This window comes from Arthrobacter sp. K410C (assembly GCF_059090105.1).
On record NZ_JBNHFJ010000001.1, the window covers coordinates 102,688 to 121,307 of the forward strand.

The following is an 18,620-nucleotide window of genomic DNA, read 5'->3' on the forward strand; positions in this document are numbered from 1 at the left end:
GGCACAGGGGCCGCAAGCACGAGCCCGCATGTCAAAGCGGTGGCAGGTTCCCGGCAAGCCAGGTGAGCGACTCCGAAACGCCCGCTTCCAGCTTGATGGTGGCTTTGTCGTCCCCGCGGGTTTCGCCCCGGTTGATGATCACCACAGGTTTGCCGTCCTTGGCCGCGTGCCGCACGAACCGCAGACCACTCATCACGGTCAGTGAGGAACCCGCAACCACCAGCGCGGCGGCCTCGTCCACTATCGCGTAGGCCTTCTCCACCCGCTCCTTAGGAACGTTCTCGCCAAAATAGACGAAATCCGGCTTCAGGGTTCCGCCGCATGCCGGGCAGGCAGCGACCACGAAACTGCTGATCAACGCCCTGTCCTCGACGGTGGCGTCGGCATCAGGCGCCATTTCCACAAGCCCCGTGGCCGCCGCGCGCTCCAGGAAGTCCGGATTGAGTTCCCCCAGCATTCCGGCCAGGAGCTTCCGCGAATAGGTGCGGGCGCAGTCAAGGCAGACCACTTGGTCGAACCTGCCGTGAAGGTCGATGACATTCGCACTGCCGGCATCCTCATGCAGGCGGTCCACGTTCTGCGTAATCAGGCCCGTGAGGTAACCCCGCCGTTCGAGGTGGGCGGCCGCAAAGTGCCCCGGGTTCGGATCCGCGTGCCGGAGATGCGACCAGCCGATGTGGTTCCGCGCCCAGTACCGCTGCCGGTTCGCTGCATCGCGAATGAACTCCTGATACGTCATGGGGGTCCGGGGCGGCGAGCCCGGGCCCCGGTAGTCGGGGATGCCCGAATCAGTGCTGAGCCCGGCGCCCGTCAGCAGCGCGAAGCGCATTCCGCCCAGGAGGTCACGGATCCTGCCCAGGACCTCAAGGTCTTCGCCGGAGGGGCTGGCATGGGGTGCAGGCGGCATGCTGGCAAAGCCCGTCAGGCCTACCCCGTGCCGCTGCCCTTCCATGGCAGCTCAGGCCTCCGCCAGGCCGGCAAGTGCCGCGCGGTACTCCTCGAAGTCCCTTGCCTGGCCCCTCGGGTTCACCACGGTGTACCGGATTGTTCCGGCCGCATCGATGATGAACGTGCCGCGCCTGGCCATTCCGGTCTCCTCGTCGAAAACCCCGTAGGAGGAAGCGACGCCGCCGTGGGGCCAGAAGTCCGCCAGCAGGTCGAATCCGTATCCTTCCTGCTCAGCGTAGGCCCGGAGGCTGAACTTGCTGTCAACCGATACTGCCAGGACCGTGGCGTCCGCGTCCTCGAACACAGCCAGGTTGTCCCGGATCTCGCACAGCTCACCGGTGCAAATGCCCGAAAAGGCGAAGGGATAGAAAACCAGGACCACGTTCTGGCCCCGGAACGACGAAAGCCGGACCGGCTCGCCATACTGGTTTGACAGCTCAAAGTCAGGGGCTGTCCCGCCAACCGCAGGGACAGCAGCAGAGGCAGCGGCAAGCGCTGCCGTCACTTGTTCTTCCTGCTCACCAGGCGGCTGGCGCTCCAGTCCTTGGACACACCTGCGGACGTGGTGACGTGCAGGCCGGCGGTGGGCGCGGCTTCCTGGATGTCCGCCGGTGAGACGTAGCCGTCGCGGCCGGACTTGGGGGTCAGCAGCCAGACGACGCCGGTCTCGCTCAGCGTCGTCAGCGAATCCATGAGGCTGTCCACCAGGTCGCCGTCGCCATCGCGCCACCAGAAGATGACGGCGTCCGCGACCTCGTGGTCATCCTCGTCCAGCAACTCCGAACCGGTGAGGTCCTCTATATCGTCACGCAAGTCGAAATCGACATCGTCGTCGTAACCGAACTCCTGAATCAGATCCCCGTTCTTGAAACCCAATTTTTCCGCCACATTTACCGAAGTGGCGGCGTCGGCCTCGCTCACGTGTTCCTCCAATGCCTTAGATATGCAGTGCGCATAGTGATTTCCATTACTCCCCAAGCCAACACCCTTTGTGCCTGCGCTTCAAGCTGCCGCCCCCGCCGTGCGGCATATTCTGCGTCACATGGGTGCGGCCGCCCGCTTTGCAGCGGCTTTTCGTCACAGAACCAGTATGACGGCGAAATACAACTGAAGTGCCCACCCTGCGGCTACGCATCGCCTTGCGGTGAGGGCTAGAGTGGCTGGTGACAACTATGCCTGCGGGACAACAACCTTGTAACTCCGTGCAGACATAGGAGCTCTAGGACCCTGCCCGGCACACATGACCGGGCTGTTGTAACCGATACGTCGCACACGGCGTATATACGCCGGGCAGTCACCCTGCCTGGCCTGAGTGCGCCGATTCATGCGCGCAAAGAGAGGTTGGACGTGGCTGCAGGAGAAGATACCTCCCATATCCTCAGCGGGTTGACTAACCAGCTGCCTGATCGTGATCCGGAAGAGACTGCCGAGTGGGTTGAGTCCCTGGACGCGCTGATCAGGGAACAGGGTACCGAGCGTGCCCAATTCATCATGCGGAGCCTGCTGCAGCGCGCGGGCGCGCAGAGCGTCGGGGTGCCGATGGTGACCACCACCGATTACGTGAACACGATCCCGGTGGACCAGGAAGCACCGTTCCCGGGCAACGAGGAATACGAACGCCGCTACCGGGCGTACATGCGCTGGAACGCCGCGGTGATGGTGCACCGGGCGCAGCGGCCGGACATCGCCGTCGGCGGGCACATTTCCACCTACGCCGGCGCGGCCACCCTGTACGAGGTCGGGTTCAACCATTTCTTCCGCGGCAAGGATGCCCCCGGCGGCGGGGACCAGGTGTTCTTCCAGGGCCACGCGTCCCCGGGCATGTACGCCCGCGCGTTCATGGAAGGCCGCCTCTCGGAGGAGGACCTGGACGGGTTCCGGCAGGAAAAGTCCCGCGAGGGCCATGCCCTGTCCTCCTACCCGCACCCGCGGCTGATGCCGCAGTTCTGGGAATTCCCCACCGTTTCCATGGGCATCGGGCCGATGAACGCGATCTACCAGGCCCAGTCCAACCGGTACCTGCACAACCGGGGCCTGAAAGACACTTCTGACCAGCAGGTCTGGGCGTTCCTGGGCGACGGCGAGATGGACGAGCCCGAGTCCCGCGGCCTGCTCCAGCTCGCCGCGAACGAGAACCTGGACAACCTGAACTTCGTGATCAACTGCAACCTCCAGCGCCTGGACGGGCCGGTGCGCGGCAACGGCAAGATCATGCAGGAACTCGAAGCGTTCTTCCGCGGCGCGGGCTGGAACGTGATCAAGGTCGTCTGGGGCCGGGAATGGGATGACCTGCTCACCCGCGACACCGACGGGTCGCTGGTGAAGATCATGAACGAAACCCCCGACGGGGACTACCAGACCTACAAGGCCGAGTCCGGCGGGTTCGTCCGCGAACACTTCTTCGGCAAGGACCCCCGCACCAAGGACCTCGTCGCCGACCTCACCGATGACCAGATCTGGAACCTCAAGCGCGGCGGCCACGACTACCGCAAGGTCTACGCCGCGTACAAGGCAGCCACCGAATTCAAGGGCAAACCCACCGTCATCCTCGCCAAAACCGTCAAGGGCTACGGACTCGGACCCCACTTCGAAGGCCGCAACGCCACCCACCAGATGAAAAAACTCACGCTGGATGACCTGAAGAAGTTCCGCGACCACCTGCGGATCCCGGTCTCCGACGAGCAGCTGGAGAAGGATCCGTACCGGCCGCCGTACTACCACCCGGGCACCGATGCGCCGGAAATCCAGTACATGATGGAGCGCCGGGCCGCCCTGGGCGGGTCCGTGCCGGAGCGCCGCTCCAAGCACGCCGAGATCACGTTGCCGGAGGCGAAGTCCTACGAGGTGGCCAAGCGCGGCTCGGGCAAGCAGCAGGCAGCCACCACCATGGCATTCGTCCGCCTGCTCAAGGACCTGATGCGGGACAAGAACTTCGGCAAGCACATCGCCCCGATCATCCCGGACGAGGCACGTACCTTCGGCATGGATGCGTTCTTCCCCACGGCGAAGATCTACAACCCCAAGGGCCAGAACTACCTGTCCGTGGACCGTGACCTGGTCCTGGCCTACAAGGAATCCCCCGCAGGCCAGCTGATCCACCCCGGCATCAACGAAGCCGGCGCCGTGGCAGCCTTCACCGCCGCCGGCACCGCCTACGCCACCCACGGCGTGCCCCTGGTCCCGGTCTACGTCTTCTACTCCATGTTCGGCTTCCAGCGCACCGGCGACGCCTTCTGGGCAGCCGCGGACCAGATGACCCGCGGCTTCATCATCGGCGCCACCGCAGGACGGACCACCCTCACCGGCGAAGGCCTCCAGCACGCCGACGGCCACTCCCCCCTGCTCGCCTCCACCAACCCGGCAGTAGTCACCTACGACCCCGCCTACGGCTACGAAATGGGCCACATCATCCGCGACGGCCTCGAACGGATGTACGGCCCGGACAGCACGGACAAAAACCTCATGTACTACCTCACCGTGTACAACGAGCCCATCGTCCAGCCCGCCGAACCCGAGGAACTGGACGTCGAGGGCGTCCTCAAGGGCATCTACCTGCTCGCCCCCGCCAAGATCGACGGCCCCCGGACCCAGCTCCTGGCCTCCGGCGTCTCCGTCCCCTGGGCCCTCGAAGCCCAGCGGATCCTCGCCGAGGACTGGTCCGTCTCCGCCGACGTCTGGTCCGTCACCTCCTGGAACGAACTCCGCCGCGACGGCCTCGCCGCCGAAGAGGAAGCCTTCCTCAACCCCGAACAGCCCGCCCGGGTCCCGTTCGTCACCCGGCAGCTTGAGGGTGCCACCGGCCCTGTCGTCGCAGTCTCGGACTACATGAAGGCCGTCCCGGACCAGATCCGGCAGTTCGTTCCGAATGAATACGCCACCCTGGGCGCCGACGGCTTCGGCTTCTCGGACACCCGCGCCGCAGCCCGCCGCTACTTCAAGAACGACACCCACTCCATCGTGGTGCGCGCCCTTGAGATGCTGGCGCGCCGTGGCGAAGTGGATGCCCAGGCTCCGGTCAAGGCCATCGAGAAGTACCGCCTGCACAACGTGAATGCCGGAACCACCGGCAACGCCGGAGGCGAGACGTAGCCTCTCCCCCCGGCCAGCAGCAGCGACGGCGGCTCCCACCGAAAGGCGGGGGCCGCCGTCGTCCGTTGCGCGGGGGGCCGCCGAACGTGTGATGCATGACAAACCGGATTGTAGCCTTCTCACAAATGGAGGTTGCCCCCGGCTGCCCGTATGCTCAAAGCATGCCAGCACCTGCCACCCCGTCCGCGAAGCGCAAACCGGCCCAGCCGGCGGTCACTCCGGAGAAGTCGGAAACCCTCAAGAAGCTGCGTGCCAATGTGGGGCAGCTGTCCACCACCACCATGCGCGAGCTGGAAAAGTCGCTGCCCTGGTACAGCCGGCTGAGCTCGGACGAACGGTCGGCGCTGGGGATGGTGGCCCAGAACGGCATTGCGGCATTCGTCACCTGGTACGAGCGGCCGAGCTCGCCGTCGTGGATCCTCACCGACGTTTTCGGCACCGCTCCCACGGAGCTGACGCGCTCCATCAGCCTGCAGAAAGCGCTGCAGCTGATCAGGATCGTGGTGGAAGTGGTGGAGGACCAGGTTCCCGTCATCGCGCCGGAGGCTGACCAGCCGTCCCTTCGCGAAGCCGTGCTGCGCTATTCGCGGGAGGTGGCGTTTGCCGCCGCGGACGTCTACGCCCGCGCCGCCGAGTCCCGCGGCTCGTGGGACACCCGGCTTGAAGCCCTGATCGTGGATGCCATCCTGCGGGGCGAGAACACCGACGCGCTGCGGTCGAGGATCGCTGCGCTGGGCTGGAAAGCGCAGGAACGCTTCACGGTCATGGTGGGCAATTCCCCCTCGGAGCCGAGCGCCAGCTACGTCAGCGAGCTGCGGCGCATGGCCGGCCGGTATGCCGAGGATGCGCTGGTAGGCATCCAGGGCGACCGGCTGATCCTGATCCTGGGGGGCGTCCAGGACCGGGAAACCGCCTACGTCAAACTCAGCGACATGTTCGCCCCCGGCCCGGTTGTGTACGGTCCCGAGGCGGGATCGCTGCTTGAGGCCAGCGGCTCAGCGCAGTCCGCTTTTGCCGGCCTGACCGCCGCGAAGGCATGGCCTTCCGCCCCGCGGCCCGTGGCCGCAGACGATCTGCTTCCCGAGCGCGTCATCTCCGGTGACGACGCCGCACGCCGCTCCCTGGTCAAGAACATTTACCGGCCCCTGCTGGCGGCATCCAACGGCCTGGTGGAAACCCTTGGCACCTACCTGGAACTGGGCCATTCGCTGGAAGCCACGGCCCGGGAACTCTTTGTCCATGCCAACACGGTCAGGTACAGGCTCAAGCGCGTTTGCGACGTCACGGGCTGGGATCCGCTCCTTCCGCGGGAAGCTTTTGTCCTGCAGGCAGCCCTGGTGGTGGGCCGTCTTTCGGCCCCTCCCAAAGCCGCCACGGAACGTCAGCCGTCACGGACCCAGTCCTGAACCGTTGTAGACTTCCTACAACCTGACCCCGTGAGCTTGGTGCGGACAAACACCGCTGGATCACGAAGTAATTTGGAAAGCTGGTTACGTGCTTGCAATAGTCTGCCCTGGACAGGGCTCACAAACCCCGGGTTTCCTGGCCCCCTGGCTGGAACTGCCCCCGGTGGCAGGCCAACTGGCCTCCCTGAGCGACATCGCCGGTATCGACCTGATCGCTCACGGAACCACCTCCGACGAGGAAACCATCAAGGACACTGCCGTGGCGCAGCCCCTGATCGTTGCCGCCGGCCTCGTGGCTGCGGCCTCCCTCTTCGACGTCGAACTCAACTCGCTGCCCGTCATCCTGGCCGGCCACTCGGTGGGTGAAATCACCGCCTCCGCCCTGGCCGGCGTCCTGACCGAGCAGGAAGCCATGACGTTCGTCCGCGAGCGGGCCAACAGCATGGCGGCCGCAGCCTCCGCCACCCCCACCGGCATGAGCGCCGTGGTGGGCGGTGACCCTGCCGAGGTCCTGGCCGCCATCGAGTCGTCCGGCGCCGCTCCCGCCAACGTCAATGGCGCGGGCCAGACCGTGGCGGCGGGAACTTTCGAGCAGCTGAAAGCCCTCGCGGACAACCCGCCTGCCAAGGCCCGGGTCATTCCGCTCAAGGTTGCGGGCGCCTTCCACACCAGCCACATGTCCCCTGCGGTCAGCACCCTGAAGGCCCTTGAGCCGCAGCTGAAGCCGCAGGCGCCGGCCGTTCCCCTGCTGTCCAACTACGACGGCGGTGAAGTCACCGACGGCCCCGCCGCCGTCGAAAGCCTGATCGCACAGGTTTCACGCCCGGTGCGCTGGGACCTGTGCATGGAGACCCTGGTCCAGCGCGGCGTGACCGGAGTTATCGAGCTGGCTCCCGCCGGCACCCTTGCAGGCCTAGCTAAGCGCGGCATGCCCGGCGTCAAGACCGTTGCGGTGAAGACCCCCGATGACCTCTCTGCCGCCCTGGCGCTCTTTGCAGAACTGGAGGGCAACGCATGAGCGTTCCCACGCTGAAACAGGCTCCCCTCCAGGAGCACACGCGCATCCTCGGCCTAGGCGCCTACCGGCCGGACGTCATCGTGACCAATGAGGACGTGTGCCAGTGGATCGACTCCTCTGACGAGTGGATCCGCCAGCGGACGGGAATCGTCACGCGCCACCGTGCCAAGGCGGATGTGAGCGTCATTGACATGGCCGAGGGCGCTGCCCGTGAGGCGATGGAAAAGGCCGGGATCCAGGCTTCGGACCTCGGCGCCGTCATCGTTTCGACGGTGACCCACCCCTACGCCACTCCTTCCGCCGCGGCCAGCCTGGCTGACCGCCTGGGAGCCACGCCGGCACCCGCCTTCGATATTTCCGCGGCATGCGCCGGCTACTGCTACGGCATTGCCCAGGGTGACGCCCTGGTGCGGTCCGGAACGGCCAAGTACGTCCTGGTGGTCGGCGCGGAGAAGCTCTCCGACGTCATCGACAACCGTGAACGCACCATCTCCTTCCTGCTCGGCGACGGTGCAGGCGCCGTCGTCATCGGCCCCTCCGAGACCCCGGGCATCGCGCCCTCGGTCTGGGGCTCGGACGGCAGCAAGTGGGACGCGATCGGCATGACACGCTCCATGCTGGATGTCCGGGACCTGGGCATGGCAGCCCGCCAGTCAGATTCCACCGGTGACCTGGCCCTCCTGGAGGAAGCCCAGGAACTGTACCCCACGCTGCGCCAGGACGGCCAGACCGTCTTCCGCTGGGCCGTCTGGGAAATGGCCAAGGTGGCACAGCAGGCCCTTGAAGCCGCAGGCGTCGTGGCCGAAGACCTGGTGGCCTTCATCCCGCACCAGGCCAACATGCGCATCATCGATGAGATGGTGAAGAAGCTGAAGCTGCCGGAGACGGTTACAGTGGCACGGGACATTGCCGATGCCGGCAACACGTCCGCTGCATCCATCCCGCTGGCAACGCACCGGCTGCTGCAGGAAAACCCGGAGCTCAGCGGCGGGCTGGCCCTGCAGATCGGCTTCGGCGCCGGGCTGGTCTTCGGCGCACAGGTAGTTGTCCTTCCCTAGGAACGTCCCAAGGGGCCGCACCCGCGGCCTGAACCATTTCCGGCAGCCCCTGCCGGCAATACAAGAAAAGGAGCCATCAATGGCTAGCAACGAAGAGATCCTGGCCGGCCTGGCTGAAATCGTCAACGAGGAAACCGGCCTGGCCACTGAGGCTGTGGAGCTGGACAAGTCCTTCACCGAGGACCTGGACATCGACTCCATCTCCATGATGACCATCGTGGTGAACGCCGAAGAGAAGTTCGGCGTGCGCATCCCGGACGAAGAGGTCAAGAACCTCAAGACCGTTGGCGACGCCGTCAGCTTCATCGCCGGAGCCCAGGCCTAGTCCAGGGCTTCGCCGTCTGGCTTGGCAGGGCTGCCGGTCCGGATGACCGGACCGGCAGCCCTGCTGCATTTTCTCCACCCGGCCTGTGCCGGCCATCAACACGCGGGACCCTCCGGGAGACGGAGACGGATTCCCACCGAGGAAAGAGTGATCCCATGACACGCAAAGTAGTCATTACCGGTCTGGGCGCCACCACGCCCATCGGCGGCGACGTTCCCACCATGTGGAGCAACGCGCTCAAGGGGGTCTCCGGTGCCCGCACCCTGGAGGATGACTGGGTTGCCAAGTACGAGCTTCCCGTCCATTTTGCTGCACGCTGCAGCACCCCCGCCGTTGACGTGCTCAGCCGCGTCGAAGCCAAGCGGATGGACCCCTCCACCCAGTTCGGCGTCATCGCCGCCCGCGAGGCGTGGGCAGACTCCGGCATCACCGAATTCGACAAGGACCGCCTGGCTGTCGCCTTCGCCACCGGCATCGGCGGCGTATGGACGCTGCTGGACGCATGGGACACCCTGAAGGAAAAGGGCCCCCGCCGGGTCCTTCCCATGACCGTTCCCATGCTGATGCCCAACGGTGTTGCCGCAGCCGTCAGCCTGGACCTCGGCGCCCGGGCCGGCGCCCACACGCCGGTGTCCGCCTGCGCCTCCGGCACCGAAGCCATGCACCTCGGCCTGGACCTGATCCGCTCCGGCAAGGCGGACGTGGTGATGTGCGGCGGCGCCGAGGCAGCCATCCACCCGATGCCCCTGGCCGCGTTCGCCTCCATGCAGGCGCTGTCCCGGCGCAACGACGAGCCCGAGCGCGCGTCACGGCCCTACGACACCGCCCGTGACGGCTTCGTCATGGGCGAGGGCGCAGGCGCCCTGGTCCTTGAAGCCGAGGAGCACGCCCTGGCCCGCGGCGCACGGATCTACGGCGAACTCGCCGGCACGTCCGTCACCGCCGATGCCTACCACATCACCGCCCCGGACCCCGAGGGCCTGGGCGCCACCCGCGCACTCAAGGCCGCGATGTTCGACGGCCGGATCCAGCCGGAGGACGTGGTCCACGTCAACGCCCACGCCACCTCCACCCCAGTTGGCGACAAGCCCGAGTACACCGCCCTGCGCGCCGCCCTGGGCAACCACGTGGACAACGTGGCGGTCTCCGCCACGAAGTCGCAGATGGGCCACCTGCTGGGCGCTTCCGGTGCCGTTGAAGCCGTCCTCACCGTCCTTGCGGTTTACGACCGCAAGGCGCCGGTGACCATCAACCTCGAAAACCAGGACCCGGAGATCCCGCTCGACGTTGTGACCTCCGCGCGTGAGCTGCCTGCCGGGAACATCGTGGCGCTCAGCAACTCGTTCGGTTTCGGCGGCCACAACGCCGTCGTTGCCGTCCGCAGCGTCTGACACCACCCCGGGTCTTGCCCGGAACACGAGGAGGCCCCGCCGGTTGGCGGGGCCTCCTCTTTTGCTATGGAGTGGTATTCGGGTCCGGGAAACCGGAATGGGGTACGACGTCGGTCAGCCCACCTGGTGGAGCCAGCGCACGGGAGCGCCTTCCGCGGCGTGCCGGAAGGGTTCGAGCTCCTCGTCCCAGGCTTCACCGAGGGCAAGGGAGAGTTCGTGGTAGACGGCAGCGGGGTCCCCGGCTCCGGACTCGTAGGCGTAGCGGATGCGGTCCTCGGACACCATGATGTTGCCGTGCACGTCCGTCACGGCGTGGAAAATCCCCAGCTCAGGCGTATGCGACCACCGCCCGCCGTCCACTCCCTGGCTCGGCTCCTCCGTCACTTCGAAACGGAGGTGCGCCCAGCCGCGCAGTGAGGACGCCAATTTAGCCCCGGTGCCGGGCGTCCCGGTCCAGGACAGCTCGGCACGGAACATTCCGGGCGCGGCAGGCTGAGGGGTCCACTCAAGGTCCGTGCGCTTGTCAACGACGGAACCGATAGCCCACTCAACATGAGGGCACAGGGCCGTAGGGGCCGAGTGAACGAAAAGCACACCGCGGGTCATTGCAACAGACATTCCATCCTCCATAGCTCTAGGTACGTCTTCCCCAACGACCTCTGCCTGGATGGAACCACTGTGCCCTGCCTGCGGAACTCCCTGCCTGGTTATTCAGATATGAATGCTGTGTCCGGACTTGCCGCACCGCCTTCAGCCCAAGGGGCTTCAAGCGGTACTTGAAAGTTGCCGGACGTGACTCTTATTGTGCCGTACCCTGCAGAATTACGCCAGTGCGATTAGCCTTCCGGAACTCAGGCCCGCGGGTGGGCCTGCTGGTAGCTTTTGCGCAGCCGGTCCACCGAAACATGTGTGTAGATTTGCGTCGTGGCCAGGCTGCTGTGGCCCAGGATCTCCTGCACCGCCCGCAGGTCGGCGCCGCCGTCCAGCAGGTGGGTAGCGGCGGAGTGGCGCAGGGCGTGGGGCCCCGAAGCCGAGGTATCCCCCAGCGCCTCCAGGAGCCGGTTGACAAGCTCCCGCACCTGCCGCTGGTCCACCCTGCCGCCGCGGGCGCCCAGGAACAGGGCGGGGCCGCTGTTCTCCCGGGCAAGCAGGGGCCGTCCACGGCGGAGCCAGTCATCCACCGCCATCGCGGCGGGAACGCCGTAGGGAACGGTCCGCTCCTTGTTGCCTTTGCCCAGCACCCGCAGTGTGCGCCGGTCCGGGTCCAGGTCATCGATGTCCAGCCCGGCAAGTTCCCCCACCCGCACGCCGGTGGCGTAGAGGAGTTCCACGATGGCGCGGTTGCGGACGGCCAGGGGCGCGCCGTCGGCCGCACTTTGCTCCAGCTGGCCCAATAGCCGGGTCAGCTGCGAACTCTGCAGGACACCGGGCAGGGACCGTTCCCGCTTGGGCGCCTTCAGCCGCAGGGCAGGATCCGCGGCGATCCGTTCTTCTCGCAAAGCCCACGCGGTGAAAGACCTTACCGTGGCCGACCGCCGGACCAGGGTTGCGCGGGCGGCGCCGGACTGGCTCTGGACACCCAGCCAGCGGCGGAGCATGCCCAGTTCGAGATCCGCAAGCACGGAGGCACCTTCGGATGCGGCATGCGCCAGGAGGCTGCGGACGTCGCCCAGGTAGGCGCGCCGCGTGTGGGCCGACACCGCACGCTCTCCGGACAGGTAGCCGGCGAACGCGTCCAGGGCGTCGCTGAGTCCCCGTGGCAGTTCTTCATTTTCCACTCCCTTACTGTCTCAGTTCCTGGTGCCGTACTGCAGGCTGACACGGTAACCGTCACCACTTTGTCTCCAGTGGCCGCTGCGCATCAGACGGAAGCCTTGCCTCGCTTCCAGCCGCCCCGTTCGGAGACGGCCAGGCCGAGCAGTCCGAGCCGACCCAGGCCCGCGCGCACCGACTCCTGCCCCAGCCCCGCCACGGCCGAGAGCTTTTCGACCGAGGTGCTGGAGCGCAGCGGCAGCGCATCGAGCAGGATCAGGTCCTCAAGGGTCAGCCCGTCCTGGACCTGGGCACTGCCCTGCCGCTGTTCGGGCAGCGCACTGCCGCTCGGGGATGCCAGTTCGGCAACTTCTGCGGCGTCGGTAACGCAAACTGCTCCCCCGTCCCGCAGCAGGCGGTGGCATCCTGCGGAATTCGCGCTGTGCACCGATCCGGGTACAGCACCGACCGCACGGCCGAGGGTTTCGGCGTGATGGGCGGTGTTCAGCGCTCCAGAGCGCCAGCGCGCCTCAACGACGACGGTGACGGCGGACAGTGCCGCAATCAGCCGGTTGCGCTGCAGGAACCGGTAGCGCGTGGGGGCTGACCCCGGGGGCACCTCCGCGAGGACAGCACCCTGGTTGCAGACAGCCCTCAGAAGGTCCTCATTGCCAGACGGATAGAACCTGTCCACGCCTCCTGCCATGACTGCGATGGTGGGAACAGCACCGGCTCCACCGGCGAGCGCTGCCCGGTGTGCATGGGCGTCGATCCCGTAGGCACCGCCGGACACCACGGTAAATCCGCGCTGGGCCAGCGAGTAGGCGAAGTCCCCCGTCACCGAGGCCCCGTAGCTGGTGCTGTCCCGGGACCCTACCAGCGCGACGCTGGTGTCCACCGCTGGCAGGGGCTGCTCCTGGCCGCGCCACCAGAGGCAGAGCGGCTCCTGGATCCCGAGGTCTGCCAACTGGCCCGGCCATAGCTCGTCGGACGGGATGATGAGCCGTCCGCCCAGGCGGGCCATGGTTGCGAGGTCCCGCTCCGGAGCCAGGTCAGGGATCCTTGGCTGCCACCGCTTGAGCGCAGCCGCCATGCCGGCCCAGCTGCTGGCGGCTCCGCTGTCCGCAAGGAGTGCCGTAATTTCGCGTTCCAGTTCCGGCCCTGCCTTTAACTCGCCGGTAGCGATGCCAAGGGCATCCACGGATCCCGCCACCTGGACGAGCGCAAGCCCGGCGGCGTCCTGTGGCTCCATCAGACGTGACAGTGCGGCGCGGGCCAGGCGGTCCCTATCCAGCGCTGCTTCCATCATGCCGCCACCGCCGCGGCCTGCCGCAGACCGAGCGCCTGTCCGACGTCGTCGGTGTCCGGCTTGTCCCGGTGGCCCAGATCCGCGAGCGTCCAGGCCAGGCGCAACACGCGGTCATAACCACGTGCGGTCAGGATGCCCCGCTCCAGGGAATGGTCCAGGATCCGGGTTGCCGCCGGGGCCAGCCGCAGTTCACCGCGCAGGATGCGGCCCGGCACCTGGGAGTTGGTCTCCAGCCCGAAGGGCTGCAGCCGCTCCGACTGGCGGAAGCGGGCATCCCGCACGCGTCCGGCTACGGCTGCCGAGTCCTCCTCGGCCCCGGACTGCCCGAACTCGGCAAGCGATACGCGTTCGACCTGCAGCTGGATGTCCACCCGGTCGAGCAGCGGCCCGGACATCCTGGCCAGGTACCGGCGGCGCATCATGGGTGTGCAGGTGCACTCGAGCCCCTTCCCGGAGGCCTTGCCGCAGGGGCAGGGATTGGCTGCGAGTACCAGCTGGAAGCGCGCAGGATAAGCCGCGGTCCCAGCCGATCTGTGGATGACCAGTTCACCGCTTTCCAGCGGCTGCCTCAGCGCGTCCAGGACCCGCCGCTCGTATTCGGGTGCCTCGTCCAGAAAGAGCACTCCGCGGTGGGCCCGGGAGGCTGCCCCGGGCCGCGGCAGCCCGGAACCTCCGCCGATGATGGCGGCGGCCGTTGCTGAATGGTGGGGGCTTTCGAAGGGCGGCCGCCGAAGCAGCTGGACCGTGGAGGAGGGAAGTCCGCAGAGGGAGTGGATGGCGGTGACCTCCATGGACTCATGGTCGCCAAGGTCCGGCAGCAGGCCGGGCAGCCGTTCGGCCAGCATCGTTTTGCCGGCGCCGGGCGGGCCGGTCAGCAGCAGGTGGTGGGCACCGGCTGCTGCTACCTCCAGGGCACGGCGGGCGTCGCCCTGTCCGGACACATCAGCCATGTCAGGGGAGGACCCGGCCGTGGCGGAGGGGTCATTGCCACTGTCCTGGTCCTCGGGTTCGAAGTCGAGGGCGAGTTCCTGGGGATCTGCCCCGAAGTCCAGTGCCAGCCGGGCAAGTGTGCGGTAGCCCCGCACATGTGCCCCCGGAACAAGGGTGGCCTCGGCGAGGTTCGCCTGCGCCACCACGATGTCAGGAAATCCTGCCTTTACCGAGGCCATGACCGCAGGAAGAATTCCGCGGACCGGCCGGAGCCGGCCGTCGAGTCCCAGCTCTGCAATGAAGACCGTCCGGCCAGTGGGCCGGATGTCGTTGGCGGCGCGGAGCACGGCCATGGTTACGGCCAGGTCGAAGCCGGAACCGCGCTTGGGCAGCGACGCCGGAATCAGGTTGGCAGTGATCTTCCTGCGGCTGAGCGGGATTCCGGAGTTCCTGGCCGCGGACCTGATCCGCTCCCGTGCTTCGTTAAGTGAAGCATCGGGCAGCCCAAGGATGATGAAGGCCGGCAGGGTCTGTCCAATGTCGGCCTCGACCTCAACCATGTACCCGTTCAGGCCCAGCAGTGCGATGGAATATGTACGGCCCAGTGCCATCACCCCACCCCCTTGAGGTGTTCCACCGTGGGCTGCCCTCCGCCGTCATCAACGACGGCAATCACGTCGACCCGCCGCAGCGGCATCCGCAATTCCCGGTCGCGGCACCATGCCGAGCCGAGACGGTGCAGCCGGGCAAGCTTTTCCGGCCCCACCGCTTCAAACGGATGGCCGTAGTCAAGGGAACGCCGTGTTTTGACTTCGGCGATCACCAGGGCGTCGCCGTCCAGGGCAACGATGTCGATTTCGCCCTCGGGGCAGCGCCAGTTGCGTTCCACCACCAGCATGCCCAGCGACTCCAGGTAACCGGCCGCGAGTTCCTCGCCGCGCCGGCCCAGCAGGTCTTTCGATCTCATGTTTCTACCTCCGTTAACCAGCCTGGGGCTGCGGAAGCAGTGGCGGACAGCACAGCCCGCCGTATGTGCATACGGCGGGCTGTGAAGGGAAAGTGGCGCGGCGGCCCCGGAGCTAGTTGCCCAGGTCCACGTCCTTCGGCATGGCCAACTCTTCATTGCGCGGAAGTTCTTCCACGTTGACGTCCTTGAAGGTGAGGACCCGGACGCTCTTGACGAACCGGGCGGAGCGGTACACGTCCCACACCCAGGCGTCCTGCAGTGTCAGGTCGAAGTAGACCTCACCATCTGCGCTGCGGGCCTGCAGATCCACGTGGTTGGCCAGGTAGAAGCGCCGTTCGGTCTCGACTACATAGCTGAACAGTCCGACGACGTCGCGGTATTCACGGTAGAGCTGGAGCTCCATGTCGGTTTCGTAGTTTTCAAGATCCTCAGCACTCATGCTTCCATCTTGCACCATGTCCGCCGTTGCGGCGCCCGGGCGGAGCAGGGATCAGCCCGCGGCGGATCCCTGCGGGCCGGACAGTTCATCGACGGAGAGTTCATCGACGGCACATTCCTCGTCAGTCACATCACCGTCCGCGGCTTCCCCGTCCCGGAGCTCCCCGCCGAGCAGGTTCCAGCTCACACGGTGGTAGGGGCTTGGGCCGGCAGCGCGCAGCTTGTCACGGTGCAGCGCCGTGGCGTAACCCTTGTTGATGTCCCAGCCAAAGTCCGGGTACTCGGCGTGCAGTTCCCGCATGGCCCTGTCCCGTTCCACCTTGGCGATAACACTCGCCGCCGCGACACTCAGGCATTGCATGTCGGCCTTGATTTTGGTGTGCACCGGGGCCTGGCAGCCAGCTTCAAGGGCAACAGGCTCAAAGAAGGACGGCTGCTCCGCCGGGGAAAGCCAGTTGTGGTTGCCGTCCAAAAGCACGAGGTCGGGTGTGATCCCCGCCGCGAGGACGGCGTTCCAGGCCCGGGTTCCCGCCAGGCGCAGCGCGGCCATGATGCCGAACTCATCAATTTCCCGGGCGCTGGCATGGCCCACCGCCGAGGCGACGCTCCAGCGGCGGACCAGGGGATCGAGGCGTTCCCGTTCCGCCGGCGGCAGGAGCTTGCTGTCCCGCACCCCTGCAAGGCTGCGTTGGCGTTCCAGGTCGACGACGGCGATGCCAACGCTGACCGGCCCGGCCAGCGCCCCGCGGCCCACCTCGTCCATTCCCGCAAGGAAACGAACCCCCTGGGCCTTGAAGGTCCGCTCGTGCCGTAGCGTGGGTGCCTTGGCACGGCCGGCGGACACTTTCGTGGAGCCGGAACGGCTGCGGGCTGGAGCGGCCTTTGCCGGGTCAGCTTTGACTGCCGGGGACATATCAGGGAGCGGCCGGTACGTTCCGGAACACGTCCGGATAGTTGTGAAGGCTGGTTATCCGGTTCAGCGGCCACGCGATGACGGCCGCCTTGCCCTCGAGATCGTCAAGGTCGATGAATCCGCCGTCGGAATCCATATGCGCCCTCGAATCGGCGGAATGGTTCCGGTTGTCACCCATCACCCACACCTTTCCTTCGGGAACCACCACGTCGAAGTTCTGGACCTGCGGGACCTCGGCAGGGTTGACGTAGGGCTCGTCCACGGCAGTGCCGTTAATGGTCAGTTTACCGCCGGCGTCGCAGCAGGCCACGTGGTCGCCGGGCAGGCCGATGACCCTTTTGACGAGGTGCTGCTCGGAACCGTCCGGCAGCAGCCCTACGAACGTCAGCCCGTCCTGCACCCAGGTGAACGGCCCTTGTTCCTTCTCCTCAACCGGAGGGAGCCAGCCCTTGGTGTCGCGGAAGACCACAATGTCTCCGCGGCTGAGCGAGAAAGGCTCCGGCACCAGGAGGTTGACGAAGATGCGGTCGTCGATATCCAGGGTGTTCACCATGGACTCGGACGGGATGAAAAAAGCCCGGAAAAGGAAGGTCTTGATGAGGAAGGACAGCACGACGGCGATCACCACCACCGTGGCGACCTCCTTCAGCCACGCGAAGACCGGGCTGCCCACAGGTTTTGCGGCTGCCTTTGCAGCGGACCGGCTTTCCGCCGTTGCCGGAGCCGGCGTCTCCCCACCGGGGACGGCCCCGGCGGCGGCCTGGCCGGCCGAAGTATCAGAGGCGCCGTCGGGGCGCGGTTCCGGTGTCCGCGCGTGGTTCTCGGGCATCTACTGTCCGTTCTCTGTTATTGGTTCCGCCGCGTACGGGCGGGGTACTGGAGCAAATCTATCAAGGGGCCAGATGATCTGGACCGGGCGCCCGATAACGCGTTCCATCGGCACCATGCCGCCACCGGGAGCACCCAGCAGGCTCCGGGAATCGGCGGACAGCGAGCGGTGGTCTCCCATCAGCCACAGCCGCCCCTCGGGGATCACCGCGGTGAACTTCTGCGTGCTGGGGGCGTCGCCGCTGAAAACGTAGGGTTCTTCCAGCGCCTCGCCGTTCACCGTGATTTTTCCTGCCGCGTCGCAGCAGACCACGGTGTCGCCGGGGAGCCCGATGACGCGTTTGACGTAGGTGGTGTCGCTGCCGGCGAGGCCAAGCCACTGGGTGACGCCGGCTGCGGCATCCATGATTGGGCCCCTGCCGCTGCTGAGCGGCGCGAACGTACCCCTGCCGTCGAACACCACGACGTCGCCCCGGCGGATGGGTTCTGCCTCGAAGTCAGTCCGGGACACCAGGATCCGGTCGCCGCCTTCCAGCAGGGGCTCCATGGATTCGGACGGGATGAAGTAGACGTCGATCCAGAGTGACCGCACCACGCCGCTGACGGCGACGGCAAGGAGCAGTGCCACAAACACAAAACGCCAGCCCATTTTTGTGGGCTGGCGTTTTGTCTGGTCCATGGTCCGTATCCTGGCGCTGGTGCTGATTGGCTCCGGCGCTGGCCGGATACGGCTGCGGCCCAGCCTGCGTATGTCCGAAAAGGACTTACTTGGCGGCGCTGAAGTCGCGCTTTTCCTTGATCTTTGCAGCCTTACCGCGCAGTGCACGCATGTAGTAAAGCTTGGCGCGGCGGACGTCGCCCTTGGTGACAACCTCGATCTTTTCGATGATCGGGGAGTGTACCGGGAAGGTACGCTCAACGCCGACACCGAAGGAGACCTTGCGGACCGTGAAGGTCTCGCGGACGCCGTCACCCTGGCGGCCCAGGACGAAGCCCTGGAATACCTGGACGCGGGAGTTCTTGCCTTCGATGATGTTCACGTGAACCTTGAGGGTGTCACCCGCGCGGAATTCGGGAACATCGGTGCGCAGCGAAGCTGCATCTACGGAATCGAGAATATGCATGATTGCACTCCTGGTGAACGCCACAGGTCATTCACTTTGGGTCACGGCAGCAGAGCCTGGCGCAGATAGCGCCGGAAATGCTGTCGAAAGCTAAGTAGTCCGGCCACCCCAATTGTTGACGGGG

Annotated in this window: 19 protein-coding genes; 6 read left to right on the forward strand and 13 right to left on the reverse strand. The window is 66.5% G+C overall.

Going from position 1 to position 18,620, the window contains the following annotated elements; translation table 11 throughout:
• Nucleotides 1-31: 31 nt before the first annotated feature.
• The 3 genes from AC5RU7_RS00550 to AC5RU7_RS00560 are packed head-to-tail and all read right to left on the reverse strand — an operon-like array spanning nucleotide 32 to nucleotide 1,869.
• On the reverse strand, nucleotides 32-952 hold the full coding sequence (locus tag AC5RU7_RS00550) for an NAD-dependent protein deacetylase (RefSeq protein WP_494050664.1): 921 nt from the start codon (nucleotides 950-952) through the stop codon (nucleotides 32-34).
• A gap of 6 nt (nucleotides 953-958) precedes the next feature.
• Nucleotides 959-1,453 (reverse strand): peroxiredoxin, encoded by a 495-nt coding sequence (locus AC5RU7_RS00555; protein ID WP_494050665.1) that lies wholly within the window; start codon nucleotides 1,451-1,453, stop codon nucleotides 959-961.
• A complete protein-coding gene (locus AC5RU7_RS00560) occupies nucleotides 1,450-1,869 on the reverse strand; it encodes a DUF3052 domain-containing protein (protein ID WP_494050666.1) in 420 nt (139 codons plus the stop codon). The genes AC5RU7_RS00555 and AC5RU7_RS00560 overlap by 4 nt, the downstream gene beginning before the upstream one ends.
• Before the next feature lie 426 nt (nucleotides 1,870-2,295).
• On the opposite strand from AC5RU7_RS00560, the gene aceE reads away from it, so the two are divergent.
• From aceE to fabF, 6 genes are all read left to right on the forward strand, one after another.
• Nucleotides 2,296-5,037 carry a pyruvate dehydrogenase (acetyl-transferring), homodimeric type gene (gene aceE / locus AC5RU7_RS00565; protein WP_494050667.1) on the forward strand — a complete coding sequence of 914 codons (2,742 nt, stop codon included), beginning with the start codon at nucleotides 2,296-2,298 and terminating at the stop codon, nucleotides 5,035-5,037.
• A gap of 161 nt (nucleotides 5,038-5,198) precedes the next feature.
• On the forward strand, nucleotides 5,199-6,443 hold the full coding sequence (locus AC5RU7_RS00570) for a PucR family transcriptional regulator (protein WP_494050668.1): 1,245 nt from the start codon (nucleotides 5,199-5,201) through the stop codon (nucleotides 6,441-6,443).
• 88 nt (nucleotides 6,444-6,531) lie between these two features.
• Complete coding sequence (locus tag AC5RU7_RS00575) at nucleotides 6,532-7,461, forward strand: ACP S-malonyltransferase (RefSeq protein WP_494050669.1); 930 nt, start codon at nucleotides 6,532-6,534, stop codon at nucleotides 7,459-7,461.
• Complete coding sequence (locus tag AC5RU7_RS00580) at nucleotides 7,458-8,519, forward strand: beta-ketoacyl-ACP synthase III (protein WP_494050670.1); 1,062 nt, start codon at nucleotides 7,458-7,460, stop codon at nucleotides 8,517-8,519. The genes AC5RU7_RS00575 and AC5RU7_RS00580 overlap by 4 nt, the downstream gene beginning before the upstream one ends.
• 79 nt (nucleotides 8,520-8,598) lie before the next feature.
• Entirely contained in the window at nucleotides 8,599-8,844 is a 246-nt protein-coding gene (locus AC5RU7_RS00585; RefSeq protein WP_426996092.1) for an acyl carrier protein, read from the forward strand.
• A gap of 155 nt (nucleotides 8,845-8,999) precedes the next feature.
• Nucleotides 9,000-10,235, forward strand: a complete 1,236-nt coding sequence (gene fabF / locus AC5RU7_RS00590) for a beta-ketoacyl-ACP synthase II (RefSeq protein ID WP_494050671.1) — start codon at nucleotides 9,000-9,002, stop codon at nucleotides 10,233-10,235.
• Between the two features lie 114 nt (nucleotides 10,236-10,349).
• On the opposite strand, the gene AC5RU7_RS00595 is transcribed toward fabF, so the two are convergent.
• From AC5RU7_RS00595 to rplS, 10 genes are all read right to left on the reverse strand, one after another.
• Nucleotides 10,350-10,853 carry a DUF3145 domain-containing protein gene (locus AC5RU7_RS00595; RefSeq protein WP_009359312.1) on the reverse strand — a complete coding sequence of 168 codons (504 nt, stop codon included), beginning with the start codon at nucleotides 10,851-10,853 and terminating at the stop codon, nucleotides 10,350-10,352.
• A 233-nt stretch (nucleotides 10,854-11,086) separates the two neighbouring features.
• Nucleotides 11,087-12,013 (reverse strand): tyrosine recombinase XerC, encoded by a 927-nt coding sequence (locus AC5RU7_RS00600; RefSeq protein WP_494050672.1) that lies wholly within the window; start codon nucleotides 12,011-12,013, stop codon nucleotides 11,087-11,089.
• Between the two features lie 83 nt (nucleotides 12,014-12,096).
• Nucleotides 12,097-13,296 (reverse strand): DNA-processing protein DprA, encoded by a 1,200-nt coding sequence (gene dprA / locus AC5RU7_RS00605; protein WP_494050673.1) that lies wholly within the window; start codon nucleotides 13,294-13,296, stop codon nucleotides 12,097-12,099.
• Nucleotides 13,293-14,837, reverse strand: a complete 1,545-nt coding sequence (locus AC5RU7_RS00610) for a YifB family Mg chelatase-like AAA ATPase (protein ID WP_494050674.1) — start codon at nucleotides 14,835-14,837, stop codon at nucleotides 13,293-13,295. Before AC5RU7_RS00610 ends, dprA begins: the two co-directional genes overlap by 4 nt.
• Nucleotides 14,837-15,193 (reverse strand): YraN family protein, encoded by a 357-nt coding sequence (locus tag AC5RU7_RS00615; protein ID WP_494008540.1) that lies wholly within the window; start codon nucleotides 15,191-15,193, stop codon nucleotides 14,837-14,839. Before AC5RU7_RS00615 ends, AC5RU7_RS00610 begins: the two co-directional genes overlap by 1 nt.
• Nucleotides 15,194-15,305: 112 nt before the next feature.
• Entirely contained in the window at nucleotides 15,306-15,632 is a 327-nt protein-coding gene (locus AC5RU7_RS00620; protein ID WP_009359307.1) for a DUF2469 domain-containing protein, read from the reverse strand.
• A 51-nt stretch (nucleotides 15,633-15,683) separates the two neighbouring features.
• A complete protein-coding gene (rnhB, locus tag AC5RU7_RS00625; protein ID WP_494008541.1) occupies nucleotides 15,684-16,544 on the reverse strand; it encodes a ribonuclease HII in 861 nt (286 codons plus the stop codon).
• A 1-nt stretch (nucleotide 16,545) separates the two neighbouring features.
• Nucleotides 16,546-17,373: a signal peptidase I gene (gene lepB / locus AC5RU7_RS00630; RefSeq protein WP_494008542.1), complete on the reverse strand. Its 828-nt coding sequence runs from the start codon at nucleotides 17,371-17,373 to the stop codon at nucleotides 16,546-16,548.
• On the reverse strand, nucleotides 17,374-18,051 hold the full coding sequence (gene lepB / locus AC5RU7_RS00635; protein WP_494050675.1) for a signal peptidase I: 678 nt from the start codon (nucleotides 18,049-18,051) through the stop codon (nucleotides 17,374-17,376).
• Nucleotides 18,052-18,136: 85 nt separating this feature from the next.
• Nucleotides 18,137-18,496, reverse strand: coding sequence for a 50S ribosomal protein L19 (gene rplS / locus AC5RU7_RS00640; protein ID WP_133346430.1), 360 nt, complete (start codon nucleotides 18,494-18,496; stop codon nucleotides 18,137-18,139).
• Between the last annotated feature and the right edge of the window lie 124 nt (nucleotides 18,497-18,620).